We start from the raw sequence: 26,156 nt of genomic DNA, 5'->3' as shown, positions 1-26,156 counted from the left end.
ATTTTAACATGAAAAATTTTAGAAACATAGAAAAAAATTCAAAAACTATTTACAATTTCATGTGTTTTATTACATAGTGATTACAAGAAAAAACGCCTGCTCGTAAGCAGGCGTTTTTAAAGGATTTCATCTGGATTTTGAGGATGATGATTTCCCTCTTTCTTTTCATCTTTTTGGAACATCGATTGAATCTTATCAATTGTTTGTGGAGCTAATTCAATCATTTTTTCTGCTAAATGTGTCGCATTTTGTAAATGAAGAATATTTACTCCATCTTTATTCACTACAAGAAATGCCACTGGTGTAATAGAAACACCACCCGCGCTACCGCCACCAAATGCAGGGTTACCGTTCGCTCTTTGTCCATCATTCGTTTGGAAATCAGAACCTCCTGCTCCAAACCCGAACGCTACTTTAGAAACCGTTAACACCACACCACCGTCAGCCGTTTGAACAGGCTCTCCAACAATCGTGTTTACATCGACCATTTCTTTTAAATTTTCCATTGCTGCTTTCATTAACCCTTGAATTGGATGATCCACCGTTCATAACCTCCTTTGTCATATCTTTCCTAGTTTTTCCGAAAGTTTGTGAACTAAACATAAAATTTTATATTGATTTCAAAAAAATTAAGTTGTAATATTTAGAAAAATAAAAAAAGAGGTCGATTCGTTATGATGCGAAAATTAACAAAGAAAGATCATGAACAAGTATTCGCTTACCTAAAAGAAGAAGCAGCCCTTAACTTATTTATTATTGGAGATATTGAAGCTTTCGGTTATGACACAGATTTTCAAGAATTATGGGGAGTATTTAAAGAGGATGGAACATTAAAATCAATTCTACTCCGATTCTACGATTCATTTATACCCTATAGTAAAGAAGAATTTGTTACCACTGATTATGAGGCACTTCTTTCCGCATATAAGCCGCTGAAACTCTCTGGTAAGTCAACTATTGTTGAACGATTTGAAACCGTTTCAAGTATACAACTAGGTACTAAAAATGAAATGCATTTTTGTGAATGTCTAGATGCCGACAACTTACCTAGTACGCCTGCCCAAGAAACCATTAAACTTGCCACACTAGATGATGTAGAGAGAATTATGCACTTACGAAGTAACATCACTGAATTCCGAACTGCTCATGAATCAGAAAAAATTTTACGACAATCTATCGAAACAAATACAGGACGTACATATTATATTGAAAAAGACGGTGCAATCATCGCATCCGCCTCTACTTCCGCTGAAAATTCATTATCCGCTATGGTAGTTGGTGTATGTACACACCCGAATTATCGTGGAAATGGCTACGCTTCACTCATACTACAAAAAATGATTCAAGACTTTACGAAAGAAGGCCGAACACTTTGTTTATTTTATAACAATCCAGCTGCTGGACGAATTTATAAACGTCTAGGGTTTAAAGACATTGGGATGTGGACGATGTATCGGTAATAAGAGGTACTTTATAAGCAGAAATAGTTATAACTTAACAATAAAAGCAGATTATACACAATTTCATACTGTTATTATGAAGATAAAGAAGCTACTTGCGAAGCAATGACTCTAACTAAAACATGTTATGTATTCAAGCTAAATTTAGATAGATAAACGCCCCAATTGTTGCATCTACTCCAGCAATTGGGGCATTTATCCTCAAATTCTTTCCACTATATTTATGAAACATTTATCACACTTATGTCGCTATTATCTTTACGTGCAAATTCCTTTCTTAATATTACTACTTCTTATTATACTGTGCTTTAAAATCAATATATTCCTGTTTCGCGTCCTGATTATTACCTTGGTGACTATCAAAAGATGTATGTATTTGTGATATATATTTTACTAACTTGCCCTCATCATTTCTCTTCTTATAATCCACTACAATACTTACTTCCAATATCTGCTTTGAACCATTTTTAGAATCAATATGCAGTACAATCGATCCACCATCATACTCATCATATTGTATTTTCAACTTATCATTAACGATACTCTGAAACTCTAATTCATTTAGTTTATATCCAACTGTACTAGGTTGATCAAACTTTTTTATATCATCCCCGGGCTTCATCTTTAGTTTCCCTATCCCTTTTAAACGATCTACAATTAAGTTCACGTATGAAACATCTAGATTTGAATCCGGACTTTGCACCTTTTCATTTTTATACATAATATTTGTACTATAATTAACTTTTTCTTTATAATTTTTATCATCTACTTCTGAGGTAATTTCTTGTGTTGTATTCCCATATAAACTTTTATCTTTTATATTATATACGCCTATCGAAGTTTGGTAGATTGTTTTTCTATGCTCTCCATCTTCTTTTTGTTCATATGTACTATATATGCCTCTTTGTGCCACAAAAGCATACCCATCATCACTCGCAGACATAACCTTTTTCATGTCACCTTCATCCAATGCCTTAACAAATGGCTCATACTCTATCTTTTCTTCAAAAAAACTACATGCTTGTAATAGGCTGATTGCTATTATGATCGGAATTATTTTAGAAACCCTTTTTTTATTCATTTCATCATCACACTACTCTCTACATTTTCAACCAGATAATCTTTTAATCACATTACATAATTTGAATTTTTTCAGTAGTTAAAATACTCTCATTTAAACCACTACTCTTTTCACCATCAAAACTTACAATACACACTTTCTTTATGCCTTACGTTTCGATTTACCTTTTTTATTTTTCTTTCGATATCTTGGAGTCTCTCTTTTATGTTGCTCCCACGTTTTATTAAATGATGGAAATTTAAATCTGCAATATGCTAATAGCTGAAATTCAGCTGCACCGATTGCTATCGTATACATTAAAAAGGTCCCTACTACATACATAAATAAATCATCAAACCCATAATCGTTATGAAAATATAGCAAAATAAGAATAGTTACTGCGTATAGTGTAGCCCACTTCATCATCTTCCCTTTTGTTTTACTAAAGAAAGAAGCAGACCTCTCATCCATACTAAACGCACCTTCACTCGCTTGTTTAAACGTATCAATTGTTGTCAAAACATGAAAAATTACTGCTCCTAAAAATAACAATCCTGCATACAGTAATGTAATCTGGTCAATTGAATTATTAGCCATTTTAGTACCAATCAAAACTACGAGTAAGATTATTGCCATTTGAAATGCATTTAATAATACAACAAGTGTTTGTAGCTTTTGAAATTTAAATTGAGCTTTTGGAAATAAATATAGAATGAAAAAAATTACTTGCAGAGCATATAACAACACTTCCAACTTAACAATTCCTATATTAAGGAGAACCATACAGTAATCCCAATCACCTGATACAATAATAGAAAAAACGGCTATTGAACTATAAAGTATTCCTCCAAACATAAAACCTGTAGCACCCTCAGGACTTAAACGATCATTACATGTCATCCTAAACTTATCTAAATCTTCTTCTTTTATATTCCACATCCAGTTTTTCACCTTCTATACGTTTCAATTATTTTTCGAGCACTAAAATTCTATTAATATATTATTTATTTTTCGTTTTGAATTTCTTATTTCGCTTTCGAATTCTCTCATTCTCTTCCCACGTCATATGAAATGACTTGAATTTGAATCTACAGTACACTAAGAGCTGGAATTCAGCTGCTCCGATTGCTACCGCATACATAACAACATTACACATACCATAACCAAACATTGTGTTTAATGAGTAATTATTATTTATATAAATCAAAACAAGAAGAATTAACACATAAATTACAGCACCTTGTATAACATGTCCCTTTGTTTTACTAAAAAACGAATCTGATTTGTTTCCACTACTAAATGCACCTTCGCTTGCTTGTTTAAATGTATCAACTGTTGTCACAATATGAACAATAATTCCACCTAATACTAATAGACCTACATAAACACGTGTATGGAGATCAATTGAATGCTCTATCATCCCAGAAAGAACAAATAACGTGCATCCGATAGTTCCAAGTTGAAATGCATATAATAATATCACGAGCGTTTGTAATTTTTGAAATTTATAACGAGCTTTAGGGAATAAATATAGTATTAAAAACATTACTTGCAAACCATATAACACTAATTCAACCCTAACAATTACTTTATCAAACACAGTGGTATAATAATCTATTCCCCCAAAAAGAATTATAATCATGAACAATGAAGTATAAAATATTGTTCCGAGCATAAAACCCGCAGCACCTTCAGGACTTAAACGCCCTTGACATGTCATTCGAAACTTACCTAGATCTTCTTCTTTTATATTCCACACCCTGACATTTCACCTTCTATACAGTTTAAATAATTTTCATTCACTTCAATTCTATTTCACTCTTATTTACTTTTCGATTTGGATTTTATATTTCGCTTTCGAATTCTCCCACGCATTCTCTCATTCTCTTCCCATGACATATGAAATGACTTGAATTTAAATCTACAGTACACCAATAGTTGAAATTCTGCCGCTCCGATTGCAACCGCATACATTAAAACAGTTCCTACTCCATACATAACAAAAAAATCAATTGAATAATCATTTTGAAAATACATTAAAATAAGTAGTATGAATATATATATTATAGCCCCCTTTATCATAGCTCCTTTTGTCTTACTAAAAAACGAGGTGGATCTTTCATCACCATTAAATGCACCTTCACTTGCTTGTTTAAATGTATCTAGCGTTGCTACAATATGAATAATAACTGCTCCTACAAATAGTAGCCCAGTATACATCCTACCAATTGAATTGTCAGCCATTTCAGAAACAATCGAAACTACAAATAATATCGTTCCAAGCTGAAACGCATATAATAATATAACGAGCGTTTGTAACTTTTGAAATTTAAAACATGCTTTCGGAAATAGATATATAATTAAAAATATAATTTGAATAATAAATAACACAATTTCAGTTTTAACAATAGTTCTATCAAAAAAATTATTGTAGTAATTCAAATCCCCTACAAAAATAATAAACATAAATATTGAAATATAAAATATTGTTCCAAGCATAAAACCCGCGGCACCTTCTGGACTTAAACGGCTTCTGCATGTCATCCGAAATGCTTCTAAATCTTCCTCTTTTATATTCCACATCCTGACTTTTCACCTTCTATACAGTTTAAATAATTTTCAGGCACTAAAATCCCATTACATTCTTAACATTTTTAAATACATAGATCTTTGTACAACTAAATTCAGATAATCTTTTAGGTATATTATTACCACATCCACTTAATAAACTTGATACTATTGACAGAACTATCATCATCTTAGCTTTCTTCTTTAACTTCATACTGACACCCCGTTGATTTCTCTAGGCATTTTTAAGTTCATTATGTTCCTTTTTGGAAAGTAATACATTTCACCTTTACTTACTGCTATTTATTTACTCATACAGATTATATTGAAGATGCTTTAATTTTTAATAGCATTGATTTATATACAATCCTTAATTGCTTATATGTTCTGTTCGAATTTTCAGAATCCGAAACTTATTTTATTTCTTTCGCTTTCTTTTCCTCTCTCTCTTTATAACGCTTTAAGAATTCCTGCCGTTCCCTATCATGTTCCTCCCATGAAATATAAAATGATGGAAATTTAAATCTGCAATAGGCTAATAATTGGAACTCTGCTGCACCTATGGCTACCGCGTACATGATTAGAGTTCCTCCCGCATACAATCCTAAAATCTTCAGTGTATAATCATTATGCACATAAATTGAAATGAGAAGAATTAGCACATAAATTACAGCACACTTTATTGTAATCCTCTTTGTTTTACTAAAAAATGAAGAGGATTCTTCTCCCTTATTAAATGCCCCTTTACTTGCCTGTCTAAAAGTATCAATAGTCGCTAAAATATGTAAAATGACTGCACCTAAAAATAATAACCCAACATACATTAATGTACTTTGATCAATTGAATAATTTTACATTCCTGGAATTATCAACATTGTAAATGTTATAGTGCCTAGCTGAAATGCATATAATAGTACCACAAGTGTTTGTAGTTTCTGTAATTTAAATGGCATCTTAGGAAACAGATAAATAATTAAAAAAATTACTTGAAGACTATAAAGTACTAACTCAAGGCTAACAATTATTTTATCAAAGAGAGTCGGGTAATAACTCCAACCAAACCTTATTAACCCTACAATAAGAAAAAACATTATTAATGAAATAAAAAACATCGTTCCAAACATAAACCCTGTAGCCCAGTCGGGACTTAAGCGGTTCTTACAAGTACTTTTAAATTCATTTAAACCTTCTTCTTTTATATTCCACATATAATTACACCATCTTTTCTAAAATCATGTAATAACTCTATTTTTGTAGACAAACTGAGAGTAAATAAATGTTTTTAGTATTTCATATTAAACTAGCCTTTTTTACTTTTTTTAACAAACACAAAATACAGCGATAGCATTAGTATTAAGCCTATTCCACAAACCAATACACCTCCATATTCTTTCTGGTATAAAAAAATAAACATAGTAACAATATAGCTCGGTATTGACAAAATAATGAGCCACTTCCCCAGAAACTCTGCTACTTTATATAGAAGTAAAAAGATAAACATACTCCCAACAATAATAGGTGCTATTACACCTTCAAAAAAACCTTTTTCTTTTTTTACAGTTTTTGAATCTTTATTCAAGACATTACATCCCTCTCTTTACTAGTTAATTTATGAATAATGTATTCATTCTATCTTCAATATAAGTTTACAAGTATCATTTACAACTTTCATTTCAGTTTTTGTTTCGCTTTTGTTCTTTCTCTCTTATTCTTTTTCTATTTGCCATAAATTCTTGGCGTTGCTTTTCATGTTGTTCCCACGTAATATTAAATGATGGGAATTTGAAGCGACAATACACTAACAGGACGAATTCTGCTGATGCAACGGCAAATACATATAATATAATTGTTTGTAAAAAATAAAACACCATCGGCTTTAGCGCAAAACGAATACTTGCAAAGATTAATATCAATAGGACAACTATATAAATTACCATTCCAATTAACATCCAGAGTTTTGTATTAGTAAAAAATGAGACTGATTCCCCTTCCAACTTATAACCTCCATATTTTGCTTTTTTAAAAGTATGGATTGTAATTACAATATGAGTAGTAATCGCTCCTAATAATAATAGACCTATATAACATACGGTTAGATTTTCACAAGTATATCCAAATATCGCTTCAATTAATACATAAGCATACCCTACCGTTGCAACCTGAAACGAGTTAAACACAATTACAATGGCTTGTAACTTTTGTAATTTAAATCTTAATTTCGGAAATGAATAGATAATCAAAAAAAGGATTTGCAGAATATATAATACTGACTCTACAGAAACAAATATTCGTTCAAAAGATTTTGGATAAGCCTCCCAACCAAGTTGTAAAAAACCCAAAACAATAAAAAACATCGGTAATGAAGCGTATACAAAAACTCCAACTAAAAAGGCCATTACACCATCAGGACTTAATCGGTTTTTATTTGTAATTTTGAAAAAATCTAAATCTTCTTCCTTTATTTTAAGCATTCATCTTTCCTCATTTCGACACAAAACTTATTTTATTTCTTTAGTTTTCTTTTTTCCTTCTCTTCATAAAGCTTTAGTCTTTTCTGACGTTCTCTTTCATGTTCCTCCCACGAAATATAAAATGACGGAAACTTAAATCTACAATAGGCTAATAATTTGAATTCAGCTGCACCTATGGCTACCGCATACATTACAAGAGTTCCTGCTATATACCCTACTAATATCTCTGTTTCATAATCATTATGAAAATAAATTAAAATAAGTAGGGTTAGTACATATACCGTAACACCAATCATTACGTTGTTTTTTGTTTTACTAAAAAATGAAGCTGCCCTTTCATCCATACTAAATGCTCCACTCTCTGCTTGTTTAAAGGTATCAATCGTTGTCACCAGATGAACAAAAACTGCTCCTAGAAACAATAAACCTAGATACAATAATGTAATTTGATCAATCGAATAATTTGAAATTGCTGGAAGTATAAATAATGTGAATCCTATAGTTCCTAGCTGAAATGTACATAATAATATCACAAGCGCTTGCAACTTTTGACATTTAAAACGAACTTTTGGAAATAGATATAGAATGAAAAAAATTACTTGCAAACCATATAACACTAATTCAATACTAACAATTATTTTGTCAAAGAGATTTGGATAATAACCCCAGCCAAATTTAACTAATGCTCCCAAAATAAAAAGCATGAATAATGAACTATAAACAGTTGCGCCAAGTATAAACACCATGGAGCGTTCTGGGCTTAAGCGATTTTTACATGTTATTTTAAATTCATCTAAATCTTCTTCTTTTATGTTCCACATATAATTACACCACCTTTTCTAAAAACATGTAATAACTCTATTTTTGTAGACAAACTGAGAGTAAATAAATGTTTTTAGTATTTCATATTAAACTAGTCTTTTTTACTTTTTCTAATAAACATAAAATATAACAATAACATCGATATTAACCCTATCCCGCCGCCCAACACCCCTCCATATTCTTCTAGATATATGCAAAGAAATATACTACCAATAAAAAATATTATTCCAAAGATAACAATCCACTTCCCTAGAAACTCTGCTACTTTATATAGAATTAAAAAGATAAACATAATCCCAACGATAATAGGTGCTATTACACTTTCAAATAAACCTTTTTCTGCTTTTACAGTTTTGGGATCTTTATTCAAGATATTACATCCCTCCCTTTACTAGTTAACTTATGAATAATGCATTTATTCTATATAAGTTTACGAGTATCATTTACAACTTTCATTTCAGTTTTTATTTCTCTTTTGTTCTTTCTCTCTGATTCTTTTTCTATTTGCTATAAATTCTTGGCGTTCCTTTTCATGTTGTTCCCACGTAATATTAAATGATGGAAATTTAAAGCGACAATACACCAATAGGACGAATTCTGCTGATACTACAGCGAATATATATAATATTATTGTTTGTACAACATAAATTGCCATTTGGCTAAATGTATAATTAAGATTTAGAAAAATTAATATAAGTAGAACCATTACACTAATTGTCATTCCAATCGATAAATATAATTTTGCGTTAGTAAAAAATGAGACAGCTGGTCCTTCCGATTTATATCCTCCATGTTTTGCCTTTATAAAAACATCAATTGTAGTTACAATGTGAGTACAAAGCGCCCCTAGCATTATTAAACCAATATAAACTAACGTTTTATTATTACTTGGAAAATCAAACATTCCTTCAACCATCATAACGATAAATGGTAATGTTGCTAATTGAAAAGAATAAAATAAAGTCACGATGGCTTGGAGTTTCTGTAATTTAAAAGCAACCTTTGAAGACATGAAAATTATTAAAAAAATCAACTCCAAAATGTATAACTTTACCTCAGATCGTACCAAAAATGTTTCAAATGGTGTTAAAGAAATCTTATCACCGTTCAGCAAAACACCTAAAAACATGATGAGCATGGGTATAGAAGTATATGCAAAAACTCCTACATAAAAGATTCTTATATAATCCGGACTTAATCCATTTTTATTTGCAATTTTGAAAAAACCTAAATCTTCTTCCTTTATTTTAAGCATTCATCTTTCCTCATTTCGATGCAAAACTTATTTTATTTCTTTTTCTTTCTTTTCTTCTCTCTCTTTATAACGCTTTAAGAATTCCTGACGCTCCGTTTCGTGTTCCTCCCACGAAATATAAAATGATGGAAATTTAAATCTACAATAGGCTAATAATTGGAACTCTGCTGCACCTATGGCTACCGAATATAGTATAAGGGTCAATACGGCATACCAACCTATTTGCTCCATCGTATAATCATTATTAATATAAATTAAGATTAGGAGAGTTAATACATATAATATAGAAGCAATCATAAAAAAATCTTTTGTCTTACTAAAAAATGAAACTGAATTTTTCCACTTACTAAATGCGCCTTCGCTAGCTTGCTTAAAGGTATTAATTGTTGTAAAAATATGAATAATAAAGGCTCCTAACAACAATAAGACTACATAAGTCAATGTAACACGATCATTTGAATAACTGAAAATACTCGAAACAACTACTGTTACAAATCCTATAGTCGCAAGTTGAAGTGCATATAGCAATATAACTATAGCTTGTAACTTTTGAAATTTAAAACGGGCTTTGGGAAATAAATATACAATAAGAAAAATGATTTGTAAGCTATACAAAAATAACTCTATTTTAATAATTGTTTCCTCTAGTAAACTAGGATATACGGACCAACCAAATTTCACCAAACCATAAATTACACCTAACATTATTAATGAGGTGTATATGATTGAACCTAACATAAAACCTACAGCAGCCTCAGGACTTAAACGATTTCTACATGTTATTTTAAATTCATCTAAATCTTTTTCTTTTATATCCCACATCCAAGTTTCCCACCTTTAACTACCTTTACTTAAATCATGTAGATTAAATATAAAAACCTTCTCATTTTAACGAAAAGAGAAGGTTTTCTTGCTGTTATACATTCATGCCATATTTAAAGCTTTCCCTCTTCAAATAACGTATTATAGTTAATCTTTGAAATTTTATTTCCGCTATTAATTTAGACATTTTTATTTTTCTTAAAAAACACCAAATATGCAAATAATGACGAGATTAAGAGGAATACACCTGCCCCTATACCCTCATATATTTTAAAATAAACAGCAGCAATTATCACAAATATTGACATTATTATTATTAGAATCATTGTATATTTCATTATAAATTCTAACGCTTTATATATAGATACTATTGTCCTCTCAAAACAACTTTTCTCTGTTTTCAAAACATTCTGCTCCTTATTCAAAGTAACACCTTCCTCTCTTTACAAATTGACTTTTGAATAAACTTTCTCCTTCAAAATAGCAACAAAGTAAACTATAGAACGTAACTACTACCAATTCAGAATAATCTAACTGAAAATCACATGTCGAAATATTAAGTTAATTATATATAGATTTGAGAACGAAAAACCTCCTCATTCTAACGAGAAGAGAAGGTTTTATTTATGTCACATCCCCATATACTATTCAAAACTATCTCTTTTAAGATATTTCATGATGCTTCCATATTTTAAAAATCTCAAGCTTCAAATATTATACTTCACTATATACCGCGATTTTCACTTCAACATACTGTAAAGACTCATCACCGCTAAACACATGATAAATTGGCGAAGCTAAATTCAGATTATTATCCTCCATATATTGGAGCATTTCACCATATACCTGCTCTGTTAATTTTTCATAATCTCCCGTATATCGTTTCATGAGCATCTCATCAACATAATAATAGCTCCTAAATTGAAGTGTTTCTGACGTTGGAATTTTATCTTCATTTACCGGCATAAATAATTCAATATACATATTTCCATCAGACGGTATATTTTTCAAAGCGTAAAACATAGGACCTTTTATCGTTAAATTCGCTTTTGAAATTTCTGACATAAAATCTTCAATTGCTTCTTTCATATCTGGGTAATGAAAAATGTATTCTCTTGAAACAACATTTGTATATGCAATACTTTGTTTTTCAATTAGCATTTCACTGTTTCACCTACTTCTATAATAGGAGCATAAATATCTAACCATGTATCACCATATACATCTAAACATACGTGATAAAAACTACTATCTAATTTCATATGATGCTGCTCTGCAACCTCACGTATTAGGTTATAAGCCTCCTCAATATCACCATCTTCATCTGTAAATCGCACACATAGAGCACTCTTAATAATTAAAGCATCATAATACTCATATGCAGAGCTCTCACCTAAATCAACTCTTCCGTTGACAGGAATACAATACGTATATTCCCCATATTCTGGTTCATTTTCTAACTGTGAATATTTATATAGAACAGGTCCTACTGCATATATCCCATTACGAACTACTTGATTTCTAAGTGCTCTTGCGGGTAACAACCAATCTTCTTTTTTTACAATTTGAGTAATGCTTATTAAATTTAAAAGTGACAATGCTTTATGCTGAACTTTCACAAAATCTCCCCCTTTTCAACTTGTGGATTCATAAATAGTCATCAAGTTTATAACATATATCCTATTAAGATTTGAACAATTTTCAAATTATTTTATTTCTTTCTCTTTCTCTTTCTCTCTCTCTTTATAACGCTTTAAGAATTCCTGGCGTTCTCTTTCATGTTCTTCCCACGAAATGTAAAATGATGGGAATTTGAATCTACAATAGGCTAATAATTGGAACTCTGCTGCACCTATGGCTACTGCGTACATTACAAGGGTTCCTGCCATATACCCCACTAAAACCCCTGTTTCATAATTATTATGAAAATAAATTAAAATAAGAAGGGTTAGTACATATATCGTAATACCAATCATTGTATTGTTTTTTATTTTACTAAAAAATGAAGTTGCTCTTTCATCGGTACTAAAGGCTCCACTCTCTGCTTGTTTAAAGGTATCAATTGTTGTCACCAGATGAACAAAAACTGCTCCTAGAAACAATAAACCCACATACAATAATGTAATTTGATCAATAGAGTAATTCGAAATTGCTGGAAGTATAAATAATGTGAATCCTATAGTTCCTAGCTGGAATGCAAATAATAATATCACAAGTGCTTGCAACTTTTGATATTTGAAACGAGCTTTTGGAATTAGATATAGAATGAAAAAGATTACTTGCAAACCATATAACACTAATTCAATACTAACAATTATTTTGTCAAAGAGAGTTGGATAGTAACCCCAGCCAAGCTTAATTAATGCTACCAAAATAAAAAGCATGAATAATGAGCTATAAACTATTCCTCCAAACATAAACCCCATAGAATCTTCTGGGCTTAAGCGATTTCTACATGTAATTTTAAATTCTCCTAAATCATCTTCTTTAATTTTCCACATTTGATTGCTTCACCTTCACTTTGAATTATTATATTACCAGAACAAGGATCCAAGTTTCTTAGTCACAGATCCCAATTGTTCCTTAGCCGCAGATTCAATTTGTTCCTTAGCCACAGATCCAAGTTTCACAACCTCAGATTCAAGTTTCCTAGTCACCGATTTTATGCCTTTTTTTGTACCGCTAACTATACTTTCTCCTCCAAACATATCCGCTTTGTAGTTCAATGCTTCCGAAGCAAGTATCCCAACACCCGCTCCAACTGCAGTACCAATAGGCGGAAGGAAAAATGAACCTACTACAGCACCAGTTGCAGCTGCTCCAGCAGTTGCCCCTACATCTACCGCTGAATCTGTTGCAATGTCCCAAACGTCATGTAATTGCCACCCATCGTTACTAGCCTCTACAACATTATTTGCAACGGAAAGAACAGATCCAGCTATTCCAAAACTTTTCATCGTTTTCCCTACTCCACCTAATTCTTTAAGTGTATCCTTCCATTTCCAAGGCTTCAAATCAGTAACACCTTTTCCAAGTTCTGTTTTGAGTGAACTCCAAGATTTGTTCCCAACAGCTTTTACAAGCCCATTACTCTTCCAGTCTAGTTTGAAATCTTTATACGCTTTGAATTCCGGTAATTCCATAATCTCTCTTTTCGCTATTCTTACTTCTCTATCGGTTACTTTTGGATCAGTTGGCCTCATCCAACCAGTTAAATACTCTTCTACTCTACCTTTAAGAAATTTAAAAATATGATCCTCGTTCTTATCAGCCTTTAAAAATTCAAGAGCTTCTACCATTTGTTTCGGTTTGGTTGTTTTTAATAAATATTGTCCCTCACCATCTATAATGTCAAACTGCGTACCAAACCCTAAAACTTTTTTCATATAATGGTAGCGCAAAAATGAAGATACCACTCCTTTTCCCCATTTATTTCCTTTATTAAAACCGCCTATCCAAGCTTTCGAAGTCACAACTGTTGCTGCTACCCATTCTTCGGGCATTATTTTTTCTATTGAATCACTAGAAAAATCCCCGCCATAAGCTTGTACTCGATTCATTCCATCCTCTAACTCACGTATCATTTCTTGAAACGTTTGTAGATCACTTTGGTTACTATTATAAGCTTCTAATTTTTCTAAAGTGTCACTAATTTCCTTTTGGCTTTTTATAGACCCTTCCATGATCCCTGCTGATGATGGATATTGAATTGCGATGATGTCGCTAACAGACCCTACAGTTTGTCTTGCTTGGTCATTAGATAGATTAAATCCTTCACTATACCCATTAATTTTTTTCTTTACATCATCCAAGTAAATTCCATAAATTTTCGTATCAGCATCACTGTCAACAGTACTATTGAAATCATTAATACTTTTTTGAAATTGTTCTTTTAATAATTCCACTGCTTCCATATACTTAAAAATAACATTTCCATGAACTGTAGATAAATAATTTTTAATATCAGAAGCAGCTTTCCCTTGAAAAGAGTTAATCTCTGTAAAATCAAGTATTTTTTGCATCAAACATTCAAATTGTAGATTCAACTCAGTGGCACTTGCTTGAAATCTATTTTGAAGTTCTTTTACTTCTTGTAACTCTATATTTTTATCCACGCTTCTCCCACCCTATTTTAATTTTTCATAGCATGATGAATTGAACCGATCCTTAATTGCTTCTCAAGTTGTTCGTCTTTTTCGACTATTTTCTCCCCAGTTTGTTGTATTTTATTTAAGTCATTTTCCAATATCTGTTCGTATTGCTGCACCTTTTGAGATAACTTTTCAATTGCTTCACAATATTGAATCAGCCTAGTCAAATTCGTGCGACTCAACTGCATACCATTAAATTTAGTCTTACCTAAATCACTAGCACCACTTTTCAAATCACTTACTTTCGCGTCAAATACCCCTTTATTTAATTTAATTTCCCCCATTTATCATTTCCCCGCCTTCTGTACTTCTACTTGAATACTAGCGTCAACCATTGAAACACTTCTACTTAGAGCAAGAATACTAGACTCACATGTAGCGATTTCTCTTTCAAGTCGCCGTATAGCTTGATCGATGTCTTCTTGCACTCTCCCTAGTTCTCCAATAAATCTCCCTAAATTAGAAATGACTTGTTGTTCATACGTTTCTTTAAAAGTAGTTGCTCTTTGCCCTTTCCAACTACTCTCGTTTATTTCTAAAGACTTAAACTGCTCTTGATTTTGTTTAATTGCTTCAAGATTATTTACAAATTTCCCCTTAGCAGTTATTAGCCTTCTTAGTTTCATTTGTAGTTCAGCCAATTGCCCTTGTTGATGACTTATACTACTTAATAAACCAGATTTTTGACTATTTAATTCCTCTATCCCCATGCAAATCCCCCCTTAAATAGTTGGCACTTTAATTCTAGTAGCAAAACGATTTTCAACAAAATACCCTTCAAATGGATTTAATTTGGTACTACTTAAATCTTTATTAGATACATCAAAGACCATTTGGCCTGATGATTTTCTAAGTAAAATAACATGAGATTGCGTTTTTATTGTTTTTGAAACTAAATCGTATCGACTGTCAATTGAATCAACATCACAGCCAATTACGAAGTGGATGCCCATAAATGCACCATTTGTTATTAATTCCGCTAAACTATATATATCGCTATCTTCTAAATTACTTAAAATATCATTTACATCTGCAATTACGATTACAATCGGCTTAAATTTCTTAATAAATTCTGCCGGGTTCACTGTTTCACTTGATGCTTCCTGCTCCTCTTTAAACGCTGATTCTCTCGATTTATAAGCATTTGTAACTTGTTTAATCGTTTTCTCAATTCCTGTTTTTTCAGCTACATATAAAGCAGCACTCTCTCTATAGTTTGAGAAATTGCGTGTTCTTGTATCAATTAAACCTAGGTCAAAGTGTCCACTGTCAGCTAACTGTTGAAGGAATTGATGAACTACATTTTCAACTTCATCTTTCTTGATTCCCCCTACAACAATATTAGACGCTTCCGTTAAATCTAATTCGAGAGGCGTAACGTTTTCTGTCTCTACACCAAATGTTAGTTTGCCCGCTTCAATAATTTTTCTTGTTTCTGGCCATGCAATGAATTCCTTGTATTCCAGAACTTCAGGTACCATAGGGATTGCTTTCGGTCTTTCTCCATCCCAGAAGGAATCCATCTCTTTTCCTTCAGCTTGTATATTTTCAATTCGAGTAAGGACATCTTCTCCATTTGTCGGTAAAGCTGTTTGGAAGATTGTTGGTTCGTCAATTTTAACTAAACCACGGCCTGCTAATTCTTCAATTTTTAACTCTGTTCTTCCTACAATCGCTCTAGATTCTGCCTCATCTATCATATATAGAGCAATTTGTAGTTTAATATTTGTATTTACTTGTACTCTCAATGCATTTTGACGTGTAGCCGTAAGCATTAAATGAATTCCTACCGCTGCCCCTTCACGTACAATTTGTGCAATAATGCGTTCAAAGTCTTCGACAAATCCAGCTTCTCTAACAGCATCATAATTATCTAACGTAATTAATATTGTTGGTAATACTTCTTTACTAGCTCTCTCATACATTTCAAGACTTGCAACGCCATATTTACTTAGCAATTGCTTTCTATCTTTTAATACGTCTTCTATGCGACGAAGAAATTTCTCGCATTTTTCAACTTGGTCTAATGTAATGATGTCTGCCACATGCGGTAAAGATTTTAATGGCATTAAACCATTTGTTCCGAAATCTAATAAATACACATGCAGATGCTCCGGACTATGCTGACGAGCTACATCCATAATGACTGATTGTAAGAATGTTGACTTTCCGTAACCTGGACTTGAGAAGACTGCTACGTGCCCGTCTTTACTAATATCTAATGTTAACGGTGTTTGTGATTGTAATTCAGGCTGATCTAATAGACCAACTGTTGCTTTTAATGGTTTCTTTTCTTTCGTCCATGATTCTTTGAACTGAATAGCGTGTAAATCTTGTAAATATACGCTTTCTGGAAGTGGTGGTAACCACGGTCTAGCTAACGCTTCAATTTCATTTATTTCTGCGTAATCGTGAATGTAGTCAATAACAGCATCCAGTTCAGATGGTACGCTTATTACTTCTTTACTGCTACCAAGTCCACTTAAGTCTTCACTTAATATTTCATATTGTCCTAGATCATTTATTGCATAGATTGTTGCGTCTAAATGTTCTTTATCCTCTTTGTTTTCTACATAGTCTGCTCCGCTCCAAGCTGATTGGAATAGTTCATAAATTTCATTATTCCCAACTTGTAAGTAAGCACGTCCTGGTAATGTAATTTCAGCAGCATCTGGCGTTTTTAAAATTTCATTACTATCTGACGTATTTTGAACTTTTAATGCTAGTTTGAATTTCGAGTTACTCCAAATTTGATCATCTACAACACCACTCGGTTTTTGCGTAGCTAATATTAAATGGATTCCGAGTGAACGACCGATACGTGCTGTTGAAACTAACTCTTTCATAAATTCTGGTTGTTCTGACTTCAGTTCCGCGAATTCATCACTAATTAAAAATAGATGTGGCATCGGTTCACTTACTAAACCTTCTTTATACAGTTTTTGATACTGATTAATATGGTTTACATCATTTTCCCCAAATAATCGTTGTCTTTTTTGTAATTCAGCTTTAATTGATGCGAGCGCTCTCATACTTTGCGCTCCATCTAAGTTCGTAATTGTTCCTAATAAATGCGGTAAGTTTTTGAATAAATTCGCCATACCGCCGCCTTTATAGTCAATTAGTAAAAAGGCTACTTCGTAAGGATGGAAATTGACTGCTAGAGATAAAATATACGATTGTATAATTTCCGACTTACCTGAACCTGTTGTACCTGCTATTAACCCGTGTGGTCCGTGTGCTTTTTCGTGTAAGTTTAAGTTTACGATATCTTCTTTACCACGTAATCCAAGTGGTACAGCTAAAGATTTATGCGCTGCATTTTTTTCCCAGCGACTTGTGATATTCAGTTCTTTTACTTTCTCAACACCGTACATTTCTAAAAATGTTACACTTTCTGGGATACTATTTTTTAAGTTTTGCAAATGATTTAACGGTGCTAATGCTCGTGAAACATCTTCTAAATTGAACCCTTTCGGTACGTGATTGAGTTTAAATTGACGGTTAACAAGCTCTCCTTGTTCTAAGATGATGTTCCCTTGTTTTGCATCTCTTATATCAATTACCGTTTTCACATGCTCCGGTAAACTTTGCATAACATCTTGTACAAATACAAGTGATACACCTAATTGACTCGGATCATCATTAAAGAATTCCATAACAACATGGTCTAGTATTAGTTTTTCATCCGTAATGAGAACGACGTAGTGCGGTGCAAAGTACATTTTTTCATTCGTTGAACTTTTTTCATCTAGTTTTAATTTTCGTTCTTTCAATATTTGATACAAACTATTTAACACTTGATCACGGCTACGATCATGATACACAAATCCACGTACATTTATATCGCGAACACTTCCATGAGGTAACCAGCGCATCCAATCCCATTTTTCTTTTTCTTCTTCAGGAAAAATAGTAATAAACTGCAAGTCATAATAACTATGGAATAACGCGGTTTGTACAACTAATAATTGTAATTGTTCTAACACTAAAGAGCGTTGTCCAATATAGCCAACCGGTCCATTAATTAAATCTGTTACAACGGGTACATCTTCCAAAGTAAGATAACGCTGTCTTAGTTCACGTGCTATATCAATTAATTCATCTTTCGTTTGACTAAATTCTTCTTCATTAAATTGGATTTCAAAACTCGTATTAGCTTGTCCTGTCCCAACGCTAAATGTTAAGAAATCATGATGTAGCATTGTTTTTTCATAAATACGTGGATTTACTTGCACAGCCATATTACGTATCACTTCAACATTTGGATTATGATATTGTAATGCATGACGCTGTTTTTCACTTTCTGCATGTAAGTCTTTCGTTTTTTGTTTTATATACTCTCTATAACTTTTATCACGTTCAACTATGTCAATTTTATATTGCTTTAAATTTTTTATATAAGATGTGACAGAAACAATAATCGTTACTAATGTCATCGCAATCGATGCAATAATAAACATTCCATATTTCATAAAGATAGCAAGTAATACTGTTACGACAATCATGACAAGAGATGGTGCAATGATTCTTGCCAAATGCTCAGTCGGTTTTGACGGCATACTTGAAGGTTTTGCAATTGTCATTTTCTCTTCTGGTTCACGGTAAATAATACGTGGTGAACGATGATAGTCTGGATAACCACTTTGATAATTTGTTTCTGATTCTACTAAAATAGGTAACGTAGATTTAAGGTTCTCTTCTGAAGACAATACTTGAATATCTTCACTGCCTATTTCTACTAAAACACCATCAAAATATAATACGTCTCCAGCTTCTAACATAACGCTATCTTTTATCTTCGTATAATTATGAAATACATCTCCGTCATATACGTTCACTTTAAAAGAATCGTACAACGTTTCACGAGATAGCATTAAATCTACATTTGTCCCAGTAATAGAAATATCATCATAACTGTTTTGACTCAATGTAAGAGAATGTTTCGTTCCGATATCAAACACTTTAGTTGTACCAATAATAGATATAAAGATTTTCAAGCTCGCATCTTTAGTTTTTTCAATCTCAAATTCCTTATTGAACTCTATTAATTGATTTTGTACCATCCAAGCGTTTACTTCATTATTCCACTTTAACTCTACTTCTTGTTCTAAACTTGGATTCGTAATATCATTTGTCCACTCTTTTCCAATCGACACTATTGATTGCTCATTTGGATGTAATGTGCACTTATATATTTTGTCTCCATAAGTCAATACTAATAGTTGCTCCATCCGTGTTCACTGCTCCTTTTCAACTGTCTCATCAAGTGCTTGCTTACTCTTTTTTCTCTGTGTTCGACGAGTCTTTATCGTTTGATGATTTGCCATATTTCTTTTGGTATTCATCTAATTGTTGTTCATATGTTTTTAACTTTTGATCACGCTCTTCGCCTGATAAATCCGGATTATTTTTCAGCGATTCAATTTGTTTAACAAGGCCGTACATAATAAGCTGAGGATCATCAAGAGTTTTAGCTAAATCTAATGATTGATCAAAATTACCTTTTCCGTTATACATCCAATACAACAAATACTTTTCATCACTTTTCAAACTAATATTTTTCATAATTGATTTCTTTTGGTCTTCACCTAGTTTTTCAGCTGTAATGTATGCAAATGCTAACTCATATTTAGATGCAATCGGTAATGATTCAAATTCCTCTTCATTTAATTGCGTAATTACTTTGTCATAATCAGTTGCTATGAAACTCGCATTTGCTTCTAACAATTTATTTTGATAAGGAAATTTTATAAAAGTGAAATATATTAAAGGAGCAGCTAAAATAACTGTCGCCGCTATGAAGGAAAAAGCTAAGTATTTAAACGATTTATAGCTCTTTTTAGGTACTAACTGCATATTTTTTTCTGTTTTTGTTTGTTCCTTCTCAAAGCTGTCATCAAGAAATTGCAGTAATGCATCTAAGCTTTCCATTTGAGCAACTGTCTGTTCAAATGTTGTTTCTTTTGCATCTTTTAGTAACCCAGCATATAAATCATCAAAATTGTGCTTTTCGGAGAATAAAGCAATAATTAGACACTTGTATTGCGTTAAAAATTGCTCTTCTAACAACGGGGTTGGTGGAACAATATCTCGAATTCCTCTATGTATAATACTTGGCATTAAATTCGCATTAAAAACTATATTGTCTGGATGTAAAAAGAACGTAATTCGTTTATTTAAATATTTACGAAATTGCGCAACATTTCGAAGCAGTCTCAATTTCTCATTTCTTCCAAAACGGCCAAGGTCGTCCCACTTATATAACTTTTTGTCCACTTGAAATAGAAACGTAAACATATCATCCATTTCTTCTATCGTTAATGGTACAAAGTCAGATGATGCGCCCGTAATTATATCGAATTGACGGAAGTCTTTTATACGCGTTTGAGATTTGGTCATCTCCAATTTCCAATTTTCTTTTTCTATGTGAAATTGATAGTTCATTCCATCAATTTGAATTGTTTTTTCCGTCATGTTTATCCTCTTCTCCTTTTCTTTATAACCAGTAATTACTTATTTTTAAAAAACTACAAGTAAGAAATATTCTTTATAAAACTTGTAAAATATCTCCGTCTGTTATTTGGTGATCAATTAAACGATCATTATCTGTTAAAACAATTGACTTATTTTTCACCTTCATTACAAAATGTGAACCTTCATGATTATCGATCTTTAGCGTATCTAATAAATTTTTCAATAAATATTTAATAGATTGATGATTCGGAATACGCAAATCATATGTATTTCCATTCCATTTACTAAAATCTACCGTCACATTAATATGCGTTTGTATTGCCATTACTTTACCTCCAACTTTTTCGAAGAACCGTATAAATGCCTATACAAATAAGTAAAACGCTTCCGCCTAACAATATAATTATTGTTGTGCTGATTGGCTTTTCATTCATTGTTTGATTACTTGCTACTTCATCAGCGCTTTTTCTTACAATGTATTCACTGCTAAACAAACTATTTTTCGTATCTTTAACACGATTATTTTCTTTTTGTTTTATAAAAAGAGAATCTCTTAAGGATTCCATCTCTTTTTGTTCTTTCTTTTTCTTTTTTTGAATTTCTTCTTCTATATCTTTATTAAATAACTCAATTGATGCTTTATCTAATTCTGTTTCCTTATGTTCCTTTTTATTTTTTTCTTGGTCTTTATCTTCAAAACGGTCTACTTTAAACTGTATCTTTCCATCATCACCAAGATAACTGTCCGCCGCGCTCCTAATCGGTAGCGCGACAAACAGTAAAAGGAAACAAATAAATGATAACTTAACCACTATGCTCCATTGTTTGATCATTTACTTCTTTTTCCTCCCATTTCTTGTGCCATACAAATAGATTACTAACTAATCCTATAATGGCAATTACAAACAATACGATAAAAATAACTTTTCCTGTATCTTTACCGCTAATAAAATCATTTAGAAAACCTTCTATATATTGAAGCGGTGAAAATTGACGCAATTTACCTACAGAAGACATTTGATCTACTTTACTTCCAACTGCTTCAGTTAAAAATAGATACATACTTAAAAATACTAATAAGATAAACATCCCTACCATTTTTATTTGTCGTAGTAAGTATGTTGAAACTAATACGAACGCCATCATAATGATTGTGATAAACGCAATCCATAGTAAACTTTGATCCTGACCGAACTTTAAAAGACGGCCTGAAATGACTCCTATACTGATTCCTTCCACAATCGATATTCCAAATGCTACTACTGTAGTTGGTACATTCATATCAATTAAAGAGAATCTCTCTTCAAAATGATCTGATTGTGTTCGTTTCTTTTCTTGATTCGCAATTGCATATGCTGTAAATAACGCAACAATGAAACAAGTTAATACGATTAAGTATGGTGTAAAAGCATTACCAGCTACAATTACCCCATCATTTTGTTTCTGAACTGGACTAGATAAAAACTCATATAGCATCTCATTTTGACGATCTCCAATACGACTATTCGCTAAAATTTTCGTGAAGTTTTTCGAGAATGCTTTATCGTCTTCCATTTTCTTCGTAAAATCATTTAATAAAGAATCTGCTTTCGAAACAATTGTCGTTCCGCTTTCTTGAATTTCTTTTGCTTGTCCATTAATTTGGTCAAATGTTTTATACACATCATCTGATGTCGTTAAACTATGCTTCGAACTTTCTACTAATGACTGAGTTTGCATCGTTAAAGATTTAATACCAGAGTCTAACGATAGTACAGCTGTTTGTTCACCTGCATTATTAGTCGTTAATACTTGTTGCTCTTCCACTAACTTTAAGCTACTCTCACGCCATTTCGCTAGACCTTTTACATATTCTCCTAAATTTTGATTCATACTAGTTGCTTGTTGCATCGTTTCATTTAACTTCTCTGCTAATAGCATTGAATTTTGATCTGCACTAGTAATGAGCTGCTGGTAAGAGTCTATTTTTTGTTTTAAACCTGTCATATCTTGCTTTACTTCACTCGTAATACTAGCTGAAACAAGATTTGAAATTAAATCTATTACACTTTGCTTATTTAACATATAGTACAATGAATGATCCGTAGCAATCGCATCTAAACTTCCCTCTTCAAGCTTAGACCCCACATCATTCGTTCTTAAATCAATCCCATAATACACTTGATAAAGACTCATTAAACCTTGATAACTTTGAACGGTCTCCACCGCTTCTTTAATTAATACATTAGATGTACTATCTGTTAACGTCTCAGTTTTTTGATGTACAACATGATTATTTGTACGTTCGATAACTTTTGAGCCACCACCTTGATTTTGGTTTCCTCCGTTATCTGTCCCTGTTCCGCCTCCTGGGTTTCCTCCGTTATCTGTTCCCGTTTCGCCTCCTGGGTTTCCTCCGTTATCTGTTCCCGTTTCGCCTCCTGGGTTTCCTCCGTTATCTGTTCCCGTTCCGCCTCCTGGGTTTCCTCCGTTATCTGTTCCCGTTCCGCCTCCTGGGTTTCCTCCGTTATCTGTCCCCGTTCCGCCTCCTGGGTTTCCTCCGTTATCTGTTCCCGTTCCGCCTCCTGGGTTTCCTCCGTTATCTGTTCCCGTTCCGCCTCCTGGGTTTCCTCCGTTATCTGTCCCCGTTCCGCCTCCTGGGTTTCCTCCGTTATCTGTTCCCGTTCCGCCTCCTGGGTTTCCTCCGTTATCTGTCCCCGTTCCGCCTCCTGGGTTTCCTCCGTTATCTGTTCCCGTTTCGCCTCCTGGAGTTCCTTCGGTGTTATTATTACTCTGTTCTGTCTTTTGAATGATAGGCTTTTTAACAGTGTTTACTAGCGGCATTATTCCATACTGCGTTTTATTTACTACATTTTCTACCTTGCTGTTATCTGTTTTTGTTCCTTCATTCTCTTTATTTGGTTCTTCTTTTTTAGTTTCTTCTTTTCCAGTAATAGTTTCTTTTTCATTTTTTCCGTCCAGTTTCCATTCCCACGTTACAGGAGAGAAAACATCGATTTTACTGTTTGGATCTATCAGTTTCACACGTAGGCTAATTCTTAAATCTCCATCATTACGTGCGGATATTGCAACTGTTCCGTTTTGCAAGAATTCGCTTGTACGGTCCACACCATCAATTAACAGCGAATCTGTACTTCCATATAGCTCAAAGCCACTAGGAATACTTACAGTCAAAGTTTGTGGAGATTCCATTCCAATTACTTTCGCTGTATCATTGAATATAATTCCATACTTAGAAAGATTCGCCTTAACTTCTTTAATTGCATTTCCTAAAGATATATTATTTTCAGGGTCATAATATAAATTATTTTCTTTATTATATTTATTCGTAAATTGGATTACATTTTTCAATTGTAATTTCGTTACATCAGGCAAATCACTTTGTACGATTTCTTCCATGTTTAAACTAGGCAACTTCTTAATTAAATCTTCAATTTGTTTCTTGATTCGAATATCTGGTTGTTTCATTAACGAATTTATAACTACTTCATGTTGTCCATCATTTGAAATAGACTTTTGTAATCGTTTAAGGATCGTCGATTGAATGTCACTTTCTAACTTCCCTGCAAGTTCTGTATCATATTCTGACACTTGTTTTTTTACATCTGTTAAATACTTTTGAATTGTTGAAGCATCAGCTAAAATATTAGGATCTTTCTCTGAAAGCGTAAACTGATTTGCGATAATTTTATTCGCAGATTCTAATGCGCTTAACTGCTTTAAAACATCGCCTGAATTCATATCACTCATATACTGATTAAATTGATTTGTAAAATTATTCGCTAACAGATTATTATCCGTTTGTATTTTTTGAAAGTTATTAAATCCTTCTAAATACGTATTATTAGATTTATTCCCTTCATCTAATGCTTGTCCAAATCCTTTTAAAACATCTTGGAATCCTTTAAAACTATTAACAGAAATACCAGTGTAATCTTGTACTGTTTTAAATTGGTTTGTATAATTTGCCAACGGGCTATGTACATCTTTTTTATACATAGTCGTTTGATTGGTCCCTTTTTCAATTATTTTACCTATATTATCTTGTGCACCTTGCAACTTACCGATAACACTTGCAAAATAAACGTCAATGATTTGCTTATTAAAATCTTCTAAAATAGCAGAAGCTGTATTTTCTGCCTCGGCTTTCAAATCTTTATTCCCAGTTGCATTTACTTTGTAATTTAATGTTAATTTCTCTGGAAGTTCTGAATCAATTGCAACAGCCTTTCTAGAAAAATCGTTAGGTATTACAATCATCATATTGTAATTATTATTTTTCAAACCACTTTCTGCTACACCACGACTTACTACGTACCATTCTTGTTTCGTATTTTTATTTACATTTTTAACAAATTGATCTCCAAACGCTATTTTATTACCTTCAAATACAGTACCTTGATCTTCATTTACCAATGCAACTGTCATTTTTTGCGTAGTATTTTCATTTGCTTTCTTAACATTTTGATTTAACGCTAAATAGGAGACCCCTGTTGATAACACAAGAGCTAAAATAATAAACAACAAGATGCTCCACTTGAACTTTTTCACTACCTATCACTCCTGCGACTGCGAGTCTTTTAAGTTAAAGACTTCGTATCTTACTCTAATTTTAAAGTAATTTAGCCATACAACGTATGGTTGCATGGCTAAATTATATAGTTCTTTTTATCTGTCTTATTGTAGACCGAAATTACGAGAAAGATCTTCGTCATGTCTTGCAACAGCTTCTGCAGTTTTATTAAGTTGCATATTAATTTCTTGTAATAACTCTGCGAAGTTTTGTACTTTTGGCTTTAATTGATTGAACTGTTGATCAAAACCTTCGAAAGCACGACCTTCCCATTCTCCTCTTAATTCATTTTGTAAGTTTTGTAGTTGACGTAAAATGTCCTCAATTTGATTTGCACCTTGTCCATATCGAGTCGCTTTCGATTTAAGCTCCTCTGGTGACATGCGAATTTGTCCTGCCATAAATAAATCCCCCTTAAAATTTAAAAATAGTAAAATTAACCCAAAATCAATTCTACAAATTGATTATATCAATAATTTAAAAATTTCTAAATAAAA

25 protein-coding genes and 2 pseudogenes are annotated in these 26,156 nt (G+C 32.4%); 1 reads left to right on the top strand and 26 read right to left on the bottom strand.

Features of this window, described 5'->3' with window-relative positions:
- Positions 1-116: 116 nt before the first annotated feature.
- Positions 117-542, bottom strand: a complete 426-nt coding sequence (gene ytfJ, locus MHB74_RS10555; protein ID WP_000349987.1) for a GerW family sporulation protein — start codon at positions 540-542, stop codon at positions 117-119.
- 132 nt (positions 543-674) lie between these two features.
- On the opposite strand from ytfJ, the gene MHB74_RS10550 reads away from it, so the two are divergent.
- Positions 675-1,460, top strand: coding sequence for a GNAT family N-acetyltransferase (locus MHB74_RS10550; protein WP_061678613.1), 786 nt, complete (start codon positions 675-677; stop codon positions 1,458-1,460).
- A 286-nt stretch (positions 1,461-1,746) separates the two neighbouring features.
- On the opposite strand, the gene MHB74_RS10545 is transcribed toward MHB74_RS10550, so the two are convergent.
- The 25 genes and pseudogenes from MHB74_RS10545 to MHB74_RS10430 form a co-directional block, all read right to left on the bottom strand.
- Positions 1,747-2,541: a DUF3952 domain-containing protein gene (locus MHB74_RS10545; protein WP_081110288.1), complete on the bottom strand. Its 795-nt coding sequence runs from the start codon at positions 2,539-2,541 to the stop codon at positions 1,747-1,749.
- A gap of 141 nt (positions 2,542-2,682) precedes the next feature.
- A complete protein-coding gene (locus MHB74_RS10540) occupies positions 2,683-3,459 on the bottom strand; it encodes a hypothetical protein (protein ID WP_061678614.1) in 777 nt (258 codons plus the stop codon).
- 61 nt (positions 3,460-3,520) lie between these two features.
- Positions 3,521-4,279, bottom strand: coding sequence for a hypothetical protein (locus tag MHB74_RS10535; RefSeq protein ID WP_061678615.1), 759 nt, complete (start codon positions 4,277-4,279; stop codon positions 3,521-3,523).
- A 62-nt stretch (positions 4,280-4,341) separates the two neighbouring features.
- Positions 4,342-5,103: a hypothetical protein gene (locus tag MHB74_RS10530; protein WP_061678616.1), complete on the bottom strand. Its 762-nt coding sequence runs from the start codon at positions 5,101-5,103 to the stop codon at positions 4,342-4,344.
- 127 nt (positions 5,104-5,230) lie between these two features.
- Positions 5,231-5,302: pseudogene (locus MHB74_RS29200) on the bottom strand (DUF3952 domain-containing protein); the annotation flags it as partial.
- A 199-nt stretch (positions 5,303-5,501) separates the two neighbouring features.
- Positions 5,502-6,296 (bottom strand): annotated as a pseudogene (locus MHB74_RS10525) (hypothetical protein).
- Positions 6,297-6,388: 92 nt separating this feature from the next.
- The gene (locus MHB74_RS10520; RefSeq protein ID WP_061678617.1) at positions 6,389-6,667 is read right to left on the bottom strand and encodes a hypothetical protein; all 279 of its coding nucleotides are present in this window, start codon (positions 6,665-6,667) and stop codon (positions 6,389-6,391) included.
- A gap of 94 nt (positions 6,668-6,761) precedes the next feature.
- Complete coding sequence (locus MHB74_RS10515) at positions 6,762-7,559, bottom strand: hypothetical protein (RefSeq protein ID WP_061678618.1); 798 nt, start codon at positions 7,557-7,559, stop codon at positions 6,762-6,764.
- Between the two features lie 32 nt (positions 7,560-7,591).
- Complete coding sequence (locus MHB74_RS10510; protein WP_061678619.1) at positions 7,592-8,380, bottom strand: hypothetical protein; 789 nt, start codon at positions 8,378-8,380, stop codon at positions 7,592-7,594.
- A gap of 92 nt (positions 8,381-8,472) precedes the next feature.
- Positions 8,473-8,751 (bottom strand): hypothetical protein, encoded by a 279-nt coding sequence (locus MHB74_RS10505; protein WP_046959248.1) that lies wholly within the window; start codon positions 8,749-8,751, stop codon positions 8,473-8,475.
- Positions 8,752-8,838: 87 nt separating this feature from the next.
- A complete protein-coding gene (locus MHB74_RS10500; protein ID WP_061678620.1) occupies positions 8,839-9,636 on the bottom strand; it encodes a hypothetical protein in 798 nt (265 codons plus the stop codon).
- Between the two features lie 27 nt (positions 9,637-9,663).
- Complete coding sequence (locus MHB74_RS10495) at positions 9,664-10,458, bottom strand: hypothetical protein (protein ID WP_061678621.1); 795 nt, start codon at positions 10,456-10,458, stop codon at positions 9,664-9,666.
- Between the two features lie 179 nt (positions 10,459-10,637).
- Entirely contained in the window at positions 10,638-10,883 is a 246-nt protein-coding gene (locus MHB74_RS10490) for a hypothetical protein (protein ID WP_017657489.1), read from the bottom strand.
- 289 nt (positions 10,884-11,172) lie between these two features.
- Positions 11,173-11,619: a DUF5085 family protein gene (locus tag MHB74_RS10485; protein ID WP_046953662.1), complete on the bottom strand. Its 447-nt coding sequence runs from the start codon at positions 11,617-11,619 to the stop codon at positions 11,173-11,175.
- A complete protein-coding gene (locus tag MHB74_RS10480; RefSeq protein ID WP_046959244.1) occupies positions 11,613-12,077 on the bottom strand; it encodes a DUF5085 family protein in 465 nt (154 codons plus the stop codon). Before MHB74_RS10480 ends, MHB74_RS10485 begins: the two co-directional genes overlap by 7 nt.
- Before the next feature lie 87 nt (positions 12,078-12,164).
- Entirely contained in the window at positions 12,165-12,959 is a 795-nt protein-coding gene (locus tag MHB74_RS10475; RefSeq protein ID WP_048538776.1) for a hypothetical protein, read from the bottom strand.
- 33 nt (positions 12,960-12,992) lie between these two features.
- Positions 12,993-14,573 (bottom strand): T7SS effector LXG polymorphic toxin, encoded by a 1,581-nt coding sequence (locus tag MHB74_RS10470; RefSeq protein WP_061678622.1) that lies wholly within the window; start codon positions 14,571-14,573, stop codon positions 12,993-12,995.
- Between the two features lie 17 nt (positions 14,574-14,590).
- Positions 14,591-14,893 carry a TIGR04197 family type VII secretion effector gene (locus MHB74_RS10465; RefSeq protein WP_000503890.1) on the bottom strand — a complete coding sequence of 101 codons (303 nt, stop codon included), beginning with the start codon at positions 14,891-14,893 and terminating at the stop codon, positions 14,591-14,593.
- Between the two features lie 3 nt (positions 14,894-14,896).
- Entirely contained in the window at positions 14,897-15,319 is a 423-nt protein-coding gene (locus tag MHB74_RS10460; protein WP_061678623.1) for a YwqH-like family protein, read from the bottom strand.
- A 12-nt stretch (positions 15,320-15,331) separates the two neighbouring features.
- Positions 15,332-19,843: a type VII secretion protein EssC gene (gene essC / locus MHB74_RS10455; RefSeq protein ID WP_061678624.1), complete on the bottom strand. Its 4,512-nt coding sequence runs from the start codon at positions 19,841-19,843 to the stop codon at positions 15,332-15,334.
- 43 nt (positions 19,844-19,886) lie between these two features.
- Positions 19,887-21,086 carry a type VII secretion protein EssB gene (gene essB / locus MHB74_RS10450; protein ID WP_061678625.1) on the bottom strand — a complete coding sequence of 400 codons (1,200 nt, stop codon included), beginning with the start codon at positions 21,084-21,086 and terminating at the stop codon, positions 19,887-19,889.
- A gap of 73 nt (positions 21,087-21,159) precedes the next feature.
- A complete protein-coding gene (locus tag MHB74_RS10445; RefSeq protein WP_001007572.1) occupies positions 21,160-21,411 on the bottom strand; it encodes an EsaB/YukD family protein in 252 nt (83 codons plus the stop codon).
- A 4-nt stretch (positions 21,412-21,415) separates the two neighbouring features.
- Positions 21,416-21,919 carry a type VII secretion protein EssA gene (gene essA / locus MHB74_RS10440; protein WP_061678626.1) on the bottom strand — a complete coding sequence of 168 codons (504 nt, stop codon included), beginning with the start codon at positions 21,917-21,919 and terminating at the stop codon, positions 21,416-21,418.
- Positions 21,891-25,637, bottom strand: coding sequence for a type VII secretion protein EsaA (esaA, locus tag MHB74_RS10435; protein WP_340844036.1), 3,747 nt, complete (start codon positions 25,635-25,637; stop codon positions 21,891-21,893). The genes essA and esaA overlap by 29 nt, the downstream gene beginning before the upstream one ends.
- A gap of 126 nt (positions 25,638-25,763) precedes the next feature.
- Positions 25,764-26,060, bottom strand: coding sequence for a WXG100 family type VII secretion target (locus tag MHB74_RS10430; protein WP_000918598.1), 297 nt, complete (start codon positions 26,058-26,060; stop codon positions 25,764-25,766).
- Between the last annotated feature and the right edge of the window lie 96 nt (positions 26,061-26,156).

The sequence above is a fragment of the Bacillus sp. FSL K6-0069 genome, from assembly GCF_038007785.1.
Lineage (GTDB): Bacteria > Bacillota > Bacilli > Bacillales > Bacillaceae_G > Bacillus_A > Bacillus_A mobilis.
This window is presented reverse-complemented; position numbering and strand designations above follow the sequence as displayed.